At 59.0% G+C, this 12545-nt stretch carries 9 protein-coding genes, 4 tRNA genes and 2 rRNA genes; all 15 read left to right on the top strand.

The window, feature by feature from the left end:
* Positions 1 to 66 precede the first annotated feature (66 nt).
* Positions 67 to 2952: ribosomal RNA gene (locus tag U0O11_RS16930) — 23S ribosomal RNA — on the top strand.
* Positions 2953 to 3088: 136 nt separating this feature from the next.
* Positions 3089 to 3204: ribosomal RNA gene (rrf, locus tag U0O11_RS16925) — 5S ribosomal RNA — on the top strand.
* Positions 3205 to 3383: 179 nt separating this feature from the next.
* Entirely contained in the window at positions 3384 to 6347 is a 2964-nt protein-coding gene (locus tag U0O11_RS16920) for a DUF2339 domain-containing protein (protein ID WP_324690831.1), read from the top strand.
* Between the two features lie 91 nt (positions 6348 to 6438).
* A complete protein-coding gene (locus tag U0O11_RS16915) occupies positions 6439 to 7419 on the top strand; it encodes a biotin--[acetyl-CoA-carboxylase] ligase (protein WP_043334904.1) in 981 nt (326 codons plus the stop codon).
* Entirely contained in the window at positions 7416 to 8255 is an 840-nt protein-coding gene (locus U0O11_RS16910) for a type III pantothenate kinase (RefSeq protein WP_054556896.1), read from the top strand. Before U0O11_RS16915 ends, U0O11_RS16910 begins: the two co-directional genes overlap by 4 nt.
* A 109-nt stretch (positions 8256 to 8364) precedes the next feature.
* A tRNA-Tyr gene (locus U0O11_RS16905) sits at positions 8365 to 8448 on the top strand.
* Positions 8449 to 8494: 46 nt separating this feature from the next.
* Positions 8495 to 8568 (top strand) — tRNA-Gly (locus U0O11_RS16900).
* A 35-nt stretch (positions 8569 to 8603) separates the two neighbouring features.
* Positions 8604 to 8678: transfer RNA gene (locus U0O11_RS16895), tRNA-Thr, on the top strand.
* 163 nt (positions 8679 to 8841) lie between these two features.
* Positions 8842 to 8917 (top strand) — tRNA-Trp (locus U0O11_RS16890).
* A 77-nt stretch (positions 8918 to 8994) separates the two neighbouring features.
* Positions 8995 to 9363 carry a preprotein translocase subunit SecE gene (gene secE, locus U0O11_RS16885; RefSeq protein ID WP_043334897.1) on the top strand — a complete coding sequence of 123 codons (369 nt, stop codon included), beginning with the start codon at positions 8995 to 8997 and terminating at the stop codon, positions 9361 to 9363.
* 10 nt (positions 9364 to 9373) lie between these two features.
* Complete coding sequence (nusG, locus tag U0O11_RS16880; protein ID WP_043334895.1) at positions 9374 to 9907, top strand: transcription termination/antitermination protein NusG; 534 nt, start codon at positions 9374 to 9376, stop codon at positions 9905 to 9907.
* A gap of 120 nt (positions 9908 to 10027) precedes the next feature.
* Positions 10028 to 10459 (top strand): 50S ribosomal protein L11, encoded by a 432-nt coding sequence (gene rplK, locus U0O11_RS16875; protein WP_043334893.1) that lies wholly within the window; start codon positions 10028 to 10030, stop codon positions 10457 to 10459.
* A gap of 2 nt (positions 10460 to 10461) precedes the next feature.
* On the top strand, positions 10462 to 11154 hold the full coding sequence (gene rplA, locus U0O11_RS16870; protein WP_054556897.1) for a 50S ribosomal protein L1: 693 nt from the start codon (positions 10462 to 10464) through the stop codon (positions 11152 to 11154).
* Between the two features lie 261 nt (positions 11155 to 11415).
* The gene (gene rplJ / locus U0O11_RS16865) at positions 11416 to 11922 is read left to right on the top strand and encodes a 50S ribosomal protein L10 (protein WP_043334888.1); all 507 of its coding nucleotides are present in this window, start codon (positions 11416 to 11418) and stop codon (positions 11920 to 11922) included.
* A gap of 92 nt (positions 11923 to 12014) precedes the next feature.
* Complete coding sequence (gene rplL / locus U0O11_RS16860; protein WP_043334886.1) at positions 12015 to 12383, top strand: 50S ribosomal protein L7/L12; 369 nt, start codon at positions 12015 to 12017, stop codon at positions 12381 to 12383.
* Positions 12384 to 12545 lie beyond the last annotated feature (162 nt).

The raw sequence follows: 12545 nt of genomic DNA, 5'->3' as shown, positions 1-12545 counted from the left end.
ATCAAAACGATATGTCGGAGAGGTCCGACAGATTCGTAATCCTTGACAGACCCCTTGGGGTTATATGGTCAAGCGATTAAGCGCATACGGTGGATGCCTTGGCAGCCAGAGGCGATGAAGGACGTGATAGCCTGCGATAAGCGTTGGCGAGGTGGCAAATACCCTGCGACCCAACGATTTCCGAATGGGGAAACCCACTCACCATCAGGTGAGTATCTATAGGCCAATACATAACCTATAGAGGCAAACCCGGGGAACTGAAACATCTAAGTACCCGGAGGAAAAGAAATCAACCGAGATTCCCCAAGTAGCGGCGAGCGAACGGGGACCAGCCCTTAAGCGTGACAACTGACAGACGAACAAGCTGGGAAGCTTGACGATACAGGGTGATAGTCCCGTAGTCGAAGTCTGAGTCACGTGAAATCGAGTAGGTCGGGGCACGAGAAACCTTGACTGAACATGGGGGGACCATCCTCCAAGGCTAAATACTCCTGGCTGACCGATAGTGAACCAGTACCGTGAGGGAAAGGCGAAAAGAACCCCGGCGAGGGGAGTGAAATAGATCCTGAAACCGTATGCGTACAAGCAGTGGGAGCACCTTCGTGGTGTGACCGCGTACCTTTTGTATAATGGGTCAGCGACTTATATTCTGTGGCGAGCTTAACCGTATAGGGGAGGCGTAGGGAAACCGAGTCTTAACTGGGCGACCAGTCGCAGGGTATAGACCCGAAACCGGGCGATCTATCCATGGCCAGGGTGAAGATTGAGTAACATCAATTGGAGGCCCGAACCCAAGTATGTTGAAAAATGCTGGGATGAGCTGTGGATCGGAGTGAAAGGCTAATCAAGCCCGGAGATAGCTGGTTCTCCTCGAAAGCTATTTAGGTAGCGCCTCACGTATCACCGCTGGGGGTAGAGCACTGTTTCGGCTAGGGGGTCATCCCGACTTACCAACCCGAGGCAAACTCCGAATACCAGTGAGTGCAGCGTGGGAGACACACAGCGGGTGCTAACGTCCGTTGTGAAAAGGGAAACAACCCAGACCGTCAGCTAAGGTCCCAAAATCCTGATTAAGTGGGAAACGATGTGGGAAGGCTCAGACAGCTAGGAGGTTGGCTTAGAAGCAGCCATCCTTTAAAGAAAGCGTAATAGCTCACTAGTCGAGTCGGCCTGCGCGGAAGATATAACGGGGCTAAATCAGGTACCGAAGCTACGGGTTCATCCTCTGGATGAGCGGTAGAGGAGCGTCGTGTAAGCCAATGAAGGTGGATTGAGAAGTCTGCTGGAGGTATCACGAGTGCGAATGCTGACATGAGTAACGATAAGGGGAGTGAAAAACTCCCCCGCCGGAAGACCAAGGTTTTCTGTTCTACGTTAATCGGAGCAGAGTGAGTCGGCCCCTAAGGCGAGGCGGAAACGCGTAGTCGATGGGAAACGGGTTAATATTCCCGTACCGGATGTGGTTGCGATGGGGGGACGAAGAAGGCTAGGTGAGCCAGGCGTTGGTTGTCCTGGTGAAAGCATGTAGGCCGAGGAATCAGGCAAATCCGGTTCCTCTGAGGTCGAGATGCGAGACGAACTGACCACGGTCAGGAAGTCATCGATGCCACGCTTCCAGGAAAAGCCTCTAAGCTTCAGATCACATGCGACCGTACCCCAAACCGACACAGGTGGTCAGGTAGAGAATACCAAGGCGCTTGAGAGAACTCGGGTGAAGGAACTAGGCAAAATGGCACCGTAACTTCGGGAGAAGGTGCACCGGTTCGAGTGAAGGACTTGCTCCGTAAGCTCTTACCGGTCGAAGATACCAGGTGGCTGCAACTGTTTATTAAAAACACAGCACTCTGCAAACGCGCAAGCGGACGTATAGGGTGTGACGCCTGCCCGGTGCCGGAAGGTTAATTGATGGGGTTAGCTCACGCGAAGCTCTTGATCGAAGCCCCGGTAAACGGCGGCCGTAACTATAACGGTCCTAAGGTAGCGAAATTCCTTGTCGGGTAAGTTCCGACCTGCACGAATGGCGTAATGATGGCCACGCTGTCTCCACCCGAGACTCAGTGAAATTGAAATCGCAGTGAAGATGCTGTGTACCCGCGGCTAGACGGAAAGACCCCGTGAACCTTTACTATAGCTTTACACTGGATGCTGATGTTGTCTGTGTAGGATAGCTGGGAGGCTTTGAAACCGCGTCGCCAGATGCGGTGGAGCCAATCTTGAAATACCAGCCTGACATCATTGGCGTTCTAACTCAGGTCCGTTATCCGGATCGAGGACAGTGTATGGTGGGTAGTTTGACTGGGGCGGTCTCCTCCTAAAGAGTAACGGAGGAGCACGAAGGTACCCTCAGCACGGTTGGAAATCGTGCATTGAGTGCAAGAGCATAAGGGTGCTTGACTGCGAGACAGACACGTCGAGCAGGTACGAAAGTAGGTTCTAGTGATCCGGTGGTTCTGTATGGAAGGGCCATCGCTCAACGGATAAAAGGTACTCCGGGGATAACAGGCTGATACCGCCCAAGAGTTCACATCGACGGCGGTGTTTGGCACCTCGATGTCGGCTCATCACATCCTGGGGCTGAAGTCGGTCCCAAGGGTATGGCTGTTCGCCATTTAAAGTGGTACGCGAGCTGGGTTTAGAACGTCGTGAGACAGTTCGGTCCCTATCTGCCGTGGGCGTCGGAAGTTTGAGAAGAGCTGCTCCTAGTACGAGAGGACCGGAGTGGACGAACCTCTGGTGTTCGGGTTGTCATGCCAATGGCATTGCCCGGTAGCTACGTTCGGACGGGATAACCGCTGAAAGCATCTAAGCGGGAAGCCCCCTTCAAGATGAGACTTCCCTGAGGCCTTGCGCCTCCTGAAGGGCCCTTGAAGACTACAAGGTTGATAGGCTGGGTGTGGAAGCACAGCAATGTGTTGAGCTAACCAGTACTAATTGCCCGTGAGGCTTGACCATATAACACCCAAGGGGTTTGCGCAGGCAAACTCCGGGATTGCGACAGGATCGAGACATATCGGTCAGCATGATTCATATTGCGAGTCGCGAGGCCACAAGCCTCGAGACTCAGGCATCGCAAGATGCCACCGTTTCGCCTGACGACCATAGCGAGCGTGAACCACCCGATCCCATGCCGAACTCGGAAGTGAAACCGCTTAGCGCCGATGGTAGTGTGGAGTTTCTCCATGTGAGAGTAGGTCATCGTCAGGCACTTATACTGAACCGCCCCTGTAGCCTTGCTGCAGGGGCGGTTCTCTTTGTGCGTGGAAAAGAAAGCCCGGCTCCCCCAGGAGTCGGGCTTTTTGCGTCCAATGTGCAAATACGGTGCTGAGAGACTGACAGCATGAGGTGCCGGGCAAAATGCCGTAGTCTCTGAACACGACTCTTCGATGACGGGCTGGGCGATGGATGAGCTGATGTTGGTGGGCGTCATGATGGCGTTGCTGGTACTGGGTGGTTCCTTGATGGGGTGGCTCAGCATGCTGCGCATCAAGGCGCTGGAGCAGCGACTGCGCGATATGGAGGCCAGGCTTGCTCGCGAGCTTACTGCTCATGACGCTCCGGTTATGCACACCCCCTTGCAAGAAGGGGGTGTGGACAAATCGCCTGCCGAAGTGCCGCCCCGGGAGGGACTGGCAGCAGCCGATGCAACACCACCGATCAGTGACTCGCGGGCCACTGCATCATCCAGTGGCGGCCACTCTCTGTCCTACCGGCTACTTCAGCGCTTGTTGCATGGCGCTGCCTCCAGTCGTTCAGGCAAGAAGGGCCGGGGCGCAGACCCTGCAAGCAAGGCATCAGAGGTGCTGCCGGGAGGCATGTCACGTCTGCTGACGGTCCTTCAGGAACACTGGATGATTCTTGTGGGTGCCTTGTCTCTGGTGATGGCAGGCATCCTGCTCGTCGGGTACTCCCTTGAGCAGGGCTTGCTGGGGCCGGGGGTACGGCTGGCGCTGGGTCTCGGGTTCGGCCTGAGCATGACGGTATTGGCCGAGTGGCTGAGACTGCGTACGTCCCAGTCATCGAGCCTGACCGGCGCCGTCAGCGGTGCCGGCAGTCTGGTGCTCGCGGCGAGCCTGCTGGCTGGTCACTTTCTGCTTTCGCTGGTGTCCATGCCGGTCACCTTCGTGCTGTTGGCAGCCTTGAGTCTGTGGATGCTGGAGCGTGCGCGGCATCATGGGCCGTGGCTGGCAGCATTGGGCATGTTGGGCGGATATGCTCTGCCCTTGGCGCTGCCCATTCACCAGCAGTGGCAGGAAGCCTCGACCTTGCTGTTGCTGGGGTATGCGGGTGTGATCGCGGCAGCGTGTCGTGTGCTGTACCGCCAGGTCGCGGTGAGCTGGCTGTATTGGGGCGGTCTGGTGGGAGCGCTCGCCTGGTGGTTGTTGTTGATGCCCTTCGGCATCTCTTCTGGCGCGACATTGCTGGTGGGGCTGTTGCCCTGGGTGGGTGGTGTCTGGCTGGCCGTGCTGGCGTTGGGGTATCTGTGGGGGGAGGTGTGGGAGCCATCCACGGGCGCCGCAGAAAAGGATGAGCGACAGTCGAAGACCTCACTTGCGACCTGGTTGCCCTGGCGCGCATCTCTTGACCTGCGTCGGCACTGGCTCGCCGGGGGGCTTGTCTCAGTGAGCGTCGTGCTGGGACTCTGGCTGCCCTGGCTGGGCAGTCTCGTGCATGGCGTCTCCTTTGACTCATTGGTGGCGCCTTCCGATATGGCCGGCTCCGGTGTGTCCCTGTGGCATCGGGGGTGGCTGGCTAGCCTCATGCCGATGCTGGTGATTGCCTGGTCTAGTCGCCGCCATGCGGTGCTGTGGTCGATGGTGGTTGCTGGCAACGGACTCTGGTTGCTGGTGTGGGGGCTTGCTTTGACGGCACCGCTGTCGAGCAGCGCGATGATCAGCCCGCTGATACTGAGTGTCGGCCTGTTGTCGCTGGCGCGTTGGCGACCGCGTCATGATGCGGGTGAAAGAGCAGAGAGGTCGCTTGCAGCCTGTTGGTGGGCATTGGCGACCATGGTGCCGCTGCTGGCGTGGGCCCTGATGCTCTGGCAGGACGTCATGCCATGGACGAGCGGGGCGAGCGATGCAGGGAGGCTGATCAACACAGGACTGGTCAACACAGGGCTGCCGCCATTGATCTGGGGGCTGGTGTGCTGGGCAGGTGCCATGCGTTTCCAGGCGCGTGAAGGCGCTCAGCTTGCCGCAGGACTGTGGCTGCCGGCGCAGGCCGGAATATTCCTTGCCCTGGTGGCAGTGCTGGAGGGGCCATCTCTGACCCTGGCGCTGGCGCTGCAACTATTGGGTTTGACCGCTTGTGAATGGCGCTGGTATCGCGAGGGGCATACCGCGGGGCGCTCCGTGTTTGCTGAGCTGTCACGCTTGCTGGCGTGGGGTGTCGTGGCTCGCTTGATGTATGGCATGGCGCATGACGACTATGCCGGTATTGCGCACTGGCCACTGCAGATACTGCTGCCGGTATTGGCCTGTGTTGCCATGACCAGTCTCGGCATGCGCCACCGTCCGCGGACACAGCGTTGGCTGGAGGGTGCCGTTGTCCAGCTTGCCGTCGCGACGCTGGTGATGGAAATCCGTTATGTGTTGACCGGTGGAAAGCCCTTCGAGGGCAGCCTCACCCTGGCGGAGCTTTCCCTGCAGGTGTTGGCGCTGGCCGGGGTGGCGGCAAGCTATGCCTGGCGTGCTCGTAGCGACGGTGCTGAGGCGCGGGCAGGGACGCAGCTTTATCGCGTGCTGGCACTGGTGGTCGGCGGAGCGGCTGTGATTCTCTGGAGTGTCGGCGTGCTGGGCATCTTCAATCCGCTCTGGCACCCGGGGGATGTCGGGAGCTGGCCGCTGGTCAATTGGCTTCTGCCGGCCTACGGCCTGCCTGCACTCGGCGCCGCTATGCTCTGGCGCATGACATCCAGGCGCGCACCGGACGTGGATGCGGGAAGCGCCGCGACACGCTCACGAATACGCGGGCTAAGTGAAGTGCTCGGTCTGCTGTCAGCCGGATTGTGGTTGGCGCTCAACTTGCGTCACTGCTGGCATGGCGCTGGGCTGGGGCTATGGCAGGGCATCGAGCAGGCGGAGCTATATGCCTACAGTGTGCTGATGCTGGTCGTCGCGGCGGCCCTGGTCGTGAGTGGTGCCAAGGTGGGGCAGCAACACTGGCAGCGTATCGGACAGGGCATTCTGATCCTCACCGTGATCAAGGTGGGGGTGTGGGATACCGCCACCCTGGAGGGGCTGTGGCGAGTAGGTTCATGGCTGGGACTGGGCAGTGTCCTGATGCTGCTTTCCGCCTTGTTCAATCGCCTGGCGGGGGCGGGAATGCGTGCCGGGGAGCGGAATTGACGAAAAGAGCGTTATCTTTGGTCGTTGTTCTTGGCTCGCAAGCCCATGAATCCGATAGAATGTGCGCTTTTGCACAGGGACAGGCCTCCGCATGACCATCCGTGATCTCATTCGTCTGCTTGGAGATGGTGGCTACCACTCCGGAGAGGCCCTGGGCGAAGAGCTCGGGGTGTCGCGTACGGCGGTCTGGAAGCAGCTCAAGAAACTTGAGGCGCTCGACATTCCGCTGGAAGCCATCAAGGGGCTTGGCTATCGACTGGCCAACCCCATCGAGTTGCTCGATGGTCAACAGATCATCGAGGCGCTGCCGCGCGAGACTCGCAAACACCTGACGCGCCTGTTCGTCGAGGAGTCGGTGGACTCGACCAATACCTTCATCCGCGAGCGCTTTCGTCAGGGAGCCGGCCATGCCGAGGTCTGTCTGGCGGAGGTGCAATCGGCTGGGCGTGGCCGTCGTGGGCGTGAGTGGGAGACTCCCTGGGGCCGCAGCCTGGTCTTCTCGCTTGGCTGGCGCTTCGAATCAGGCGCCGCATCGCTTGAGGGCCTGAGTCTGGCGATCGGCGTGGCGGTGGCGGAGGTGCTCGAGGCCGATGGCCTGCCCGCGCGCCTCAAGTGGCCCAACGATGTCCTGCTGCAGATACAGAAGGATCAACCCAAGATCGCCGGTATCCTGGTCGAGGTCACAGGGGATGTGTCCGGTCCCTGTGATGTCGTCATCGGTATCGGCATGAACATCGAGTTGCCGGCCTCCCGACGCGAGGCGATCACTCAACCGGTGGCTGCGGTACGTGACATCATTCCCGGTGCTTCACGCAATCGCTATGCCGCGCGTCTGATGGAGTCATTGCTGGCACTGTTGCCCGAGTTCGAGTCGCAGGGCTTTGCCGGATGGCAGGCGCGCTGGAATGAGCGCAATGCCTTCAAGGGGCGTGATGTGGTGATTCTGCGCGGAGACAGACGAGAAGAAGCCGTGGCAGAAGGTGTCGATATCAATGGAAATCTTGAGGTGCGCATGAATGGCGAAACCATCACTCTCGCCGGTGGCGAGATCAGTCTGCGCGCCGTCTCATGATTCTGGATCTTGATATCGGCAACACCTTGTCAAAATGGCGTCTCAAGGACACCGTTTCCAGCGAGATCCGCTCGCGCGGCGCCGTCTGGACGCGAGAGGAGTGGCGGCCGGGCGCGGACATTCCTGACCTGGATGTCGTCACGGCCGTGCGTATCTCCAGCGTGGCGCGCAAGCAGGTGCTGGATGAGACGGTGGAGTTGCTGCGCAAGCAGGTCGGCGTCGTGCATGTCGCGCACTCGACGCGGGAGGCGCTGGGCGTCACCTGCGGCTATGAAGAGCCGCAACGGCTGGGCGTCGATCGCTGGTTGGGCGCACTCGCCGGCCATCACCTCACCGGGGGCTGTTGCAGCGTCGATTGCGGTAGCGCGATCACGGTGGATTTCGTGCTGCCGGGTGGCAAGCATCTGGGGGGCTATATTCTCCCGGGGCTGCGTCTGATGAAGGAAAGCCTCAAGCTGGGCACGCGCAATGTGGCCATCGACCCGGATACCGAGGTGGATACGTTGCTCGCGCCGGGTCGCAATACGGTAGAGGCCGTCAATCACGGCATCTACATGGCGGCCGTCAGCGCGGTCAATCGTCTCTATGCCGAGGTCTGCGATCGTGAAGGGGTAGCCTTGCCGCTACTGCTGACCGGCGGTGACGCGCGGGTGGTGGCGCGCGGTCTGCGGGTGCCGCATGCGCTGTGGCCAGACATGGTGTATGCCGGCCTGGAGGCGCTGTATCCATTGACCGCTGCCGAGCGGGCAGGGCGCCTGTCAGGTGCGCCCGACCAGCCGCGAGTGCCTGATCTAGAAAAACTTCGCTCAGGGCTTGCGCTCACCCAGATGCTTTGACATACTACGTCCCGTTCTGAGGCGATACATTCCCTCAAGCGCTTGAAGTAGAATGAAATCAAGCACTTGACAGCGTATCCCAAGCGGCGTAAGATTCGTCGTCACAGATGGTGGGGTTCCCGAGTGGCCAAAGGGAGCAGACTGTAAATCTGCCGCGAAAGCTTCGAAGGTTCGAATCCTTCCCCCACCACCAGATTCGCTTATGATGCCGCGTGCATCAGGGCAGCAAGAGTTGGAAAGCGGGCATAGTTTAATGGTAGAACCTCAGCCTTCCAAGCTGATGACGCGGGTTCGATTCCCGCTGCCCGCTCCAGTTCATCTCGCCAGTCGAGATTGCGCAAAGGTTTTGCTCGTGTAGCTCAGGGGTAGAGCACACCCTTGGTAAGGGTGAGGTCGGCGGTTCAAATCCGCCCACGAGCTCCATACAACGGAAAGGCGAGTCGCAGTTTGGCTCGTCTTTTTCGTTTCCGACGACCTCCCAGGTCGCGGTCAAAGATAAGGCTTGTCAGTTTGGGTTGTCTCAGCTATGATGGCGCCCGCTGTTCATTCAGCCTTGTTTTTAGTCTCTGGAACACGCAAGTGTTACAGGCCAGTAGCTCAATTGGCAGAGCAGCGGTCTCCAAAACCGCAGGTTGGGGGTTCGATTCCCTCCTGGCCTGCCATCCTTCCCCAGGATGGTATTCGACTTCTTACCGATTCTCGATTCTAGCGATCGCTGCACCCTTGAGGAGTCTCTTTGATGAAACAGAACGCCGAGGTGCAGGAAGCGCGCCACGACGGGTTCAAGTGGTCGGTCGTTGTCATTCTTCTTGTGCTGGCTGTTGCTGGCAACGCCTATTTTGCTGACCAAGCGCTGCTTTATCGCGTGCTTGGCGTCGTCGTGCTTGGTGTTGCAGCGGCTGCTCTGGCGATCACGACCAACAAAGGTCGTGATGTTGTCGAGCTGGCAAGTAGTGCGCGCCGCGAGATCCAGCGCGTCGTTTGGCCGACCCGACAGGAAACTGTCCAGACAACTGCCATCGTGCTGGGTGCCGTGCTTATCGTGGGCCTGTTGCTATGGCTCATCGATACCACCCTCGGCTGGCTGATGTCCGGCATCGTCAGTTAACGGAGTTTCCATGTCCAAGCGTTGGTATGTCATACACGCCTATTCCGGTTTCGAAAAGCAGGTCATGCGTTCGCTCAACGAGCGTGTGAAGCTTTACGCCATGGAAGATCACTTCGGTGAGATTCTCGTGCCGGTCGAAGAAATCGTCGAAATGCGTGACGGCAAGCGCCGCAAGAGCGAGCGCAAGTTCTACCCGGGCTACGTGCTGGTCGAGATGGACATGAATGATCAGTCCTGGCACCTGGTGAATGAAACCCCGCGCGTCATGGGGTTCATTGGCGGAACCCCGGAGAAGCCGGCAGCGATTACCCAGAAAGAAGCCGACGCCATGCTGCGTCGCGTTCAGGATGGCACCGACAAGCCGCGTCCGAAGACTCTCTTCGAGCCGGGTGAAACGGTGCGTGTCACTGATGGTCCGTTCGCGGACTTCAATGGCGTAGTCGAAGAAGTGAATTACGAAAAGAGCCGTCTGCAGGTCAGTGTGCTGATCTTCGGGCGTGCTACGCCGGTGGAGCTCGAGTTCTCCCAGGTCGAGAAGGACTGATCTCAGGATCATCATCTCACCTGTTTGAACACGAGCATCACGGCAACACGACGGGTCGCCTGAGGCGGCCCGGTTTTACGGGGAGCCGCAAGGCGCTACCACCCATACTGGAGTCCTATCATGGCCAAGAAAGTACAGGCTTACATCAAGCTGCAGGTTGCAGCCGGTAAAGCTAACCCGAGCCCGCCCGTGGGTCCTGCCCTCGGTCAGCACGGTGTCAACATCATGGAGTTCTGTAAAGCGTTCAACGCCGCTACCCAGAACGTCGAGCCGGGTCTCCCGACTCCCGTGGTCATCACTGTCTACTCCGACCGTAGCTTCACTTTCGTCACCAAGACGCCGCCTGCGGCCGTCCTGCTGCTGAAAGCGGCTGGTCTGAAGTCCGGTTCTGGCGAGCCGAACAAGAAGAAGGTCGGTACCGTGACTCGCGCTCAGCTCGAAGAGATCGCGACCACCAAGGAACCGGACCTGACAGCTTCCAATCTGGACGCTGCTGTTCGCACCATCGCCGGTACTGCCCGTAGCATGGGCCTGAACGTGGAGGGTCTTTGATCATGGCCAAGATTTCAAAGCGCGCCCAGGCGATCAACGCGAAAGTTGAATCCGGCAAGGTCTACAGCGTCGAAGAAGCTGTTGCTCTGCTGTCCGAGCTGTCCACCGTCAAGTTCAAGGAGACCATCGAAGTCTCTCTGAACCTGGGTGTTGATCCGCGTAAATCCGATCAGGTCGTTCGCGGCGCTACCGTGATGCCGAATGGCACCGGTAACGAAGTGCGCGTCGCTGTCTTCACCCAGGGCGCCAACGCTGAAGCAGCGAAGGAAGCCGGTGCAGACGTGATCGGCATGGATGACCTGGCAGAACAGGTCAAGAAAGGCGTGATGGACTTCGACGTCGTCATCGCTTCTCCGGATGCCATGCGCGTTGTCGGTCAGCTGGGCCAGATCCTCGGTCCGCGCGGCCTGATGCCGAACCCGAAAGTCGGTACCGTGACGCCTGACGTCGCGACTGCCGTGAAGAATGCCAAGGCTGGTCAGGTGCGTTTCCGTACTGACAAGAACGGCATCATTCACGCCGGTATCGGCAAGATCGACTTCAGTGCTGACTCCATTCAGGGTAACATTGACGCCCTGGTGGCCGAAGTCAAGAAGCTGAAGCCGAGCACTTCCAAGGGTATCTACCTGAAGAAGATCACCCTGTCCAGCACCATGGGCCCGGGTCTGACTGTCGATCACGCCAAGTACGCGTAAGGCAGTCTCAGAATGTTTCACTTTGCGGTCCCCGTGCTCAGCCGCGGGGCGCCGTCAAAGACCGCAGGCGCTGGCCTTGTCACCTCGGTGACGGGGCCGGCTTAATCGCGCCGCGATGCTTGCATTGCGCGTAGCCTGCGCAGATGGTGTCCCAGCCCTGCTGGTGGCAGCCATCCTCCAAGACTCTCCCGCGCAGTTCTGGTGAGAGAGATGGTAAACCACTGGGGAATTCGTTCCCCGGCACGAAATGGAGTCAACACCGTGGCTTTAGGTCTCGAAGACAAGAAGGCAATTGTTGCTGAGGTCAGCGAAACCGCCAAGGGTGCTCTCTCCGTAGTCGCTGCCGACTCTCGTGGTGTAACTGTTGGTGCAATGACCGAATTGCGCAAACAGTGCCGCGAAGCGGGCGTCCAGCTGCGTGTTGTTCGCAACACTCTGGCTCGTCGTGCGCTGTCCGGTACCTCTTATGAGGTGCTGAACGAGTCCTTCGTCGGCCCGACTCTGCTTGCATTCTCCATGGAACACCCGGGCGCTGGCGCTCGTCTGTTCAAGGAATTTGCCAAGAAGGTCGAGGCGTTCGAAGTCAAGGCATTGGCCTACGAAGGCGAGTTCATCCCGGCGGCGAATATCGACCGTCTGGCATCTCTGCCGACCCGCGATGAAGCACTGTCCAAGCTGCTGTCTGTCATGAAGGAAGCTTCTGCAGGCAAGCTGGTCCGTACTATCGCAGCACTGCGCGATCAGAAGGAAGCCGAAGCCGCCGCGTAAGCAGCGCTTTGACCTCCTGGCTGTCTCGTGCAGCCTGAATCGATTTCCGTTTGACCGAGCATCTTTGCTCCGCAAAGTTTAGGATTGCTAAAATGGCACTGACCAAAGAAGACATCATCAACGCCGTCGCTGACATGACCGTCATGGAAGTGGCTGAGCTGATCGAAGCAATGGAAGAGAAGTTCGGCGTTTCCGCCGCTGCCGCCGTCGTCGCTGGCCCGGCCGCTGCTGGTGAAGCCGCTGAAGAACAGACCGAGTTCGACATCGTTCTGACTGCTGCTGGTGACAAGAAAGTCAACGTCATCAAGGCTGTTCGTGAACTGACTGGCCTGGGTCTGAAAGAAGCCAAGGCAGCTGTCGACGGCGCTCCGGCCACCCTGAAAGAAGGCGTGAGCAAGGAAGACGCTGAAGAAGCGAAGAAGAAGCTGGAAGAAGCTGGCGCGTCCGTGGAACTCAAGTAACTCGTGTTCCAGGCTGCGCACGCTGCGTAAGCTTCCTGGCTGGTGGCGGACTCCGCCACCAGCCTTTTTCTGTTGCAAGACGAATTATGACGGCGAGCCAGCCCGCAAGGGAGGCTTGCCGTCCGCGCCTGATGGACATCGCCGCGCCATCAGGGATGAGCC

This window comes from Cobetia sp. D5, from assembly GCF_035666195.1.
Lineage (GTDB): Bacteria > Pseudomonadota > Gammaproteobacteria > Pseudomonadales > Halomonadaceae > Cobetia > Cobetia amphilecti.
This window is presented reverse-complemented; position numbering and strand designations above follow the sequence as displayed.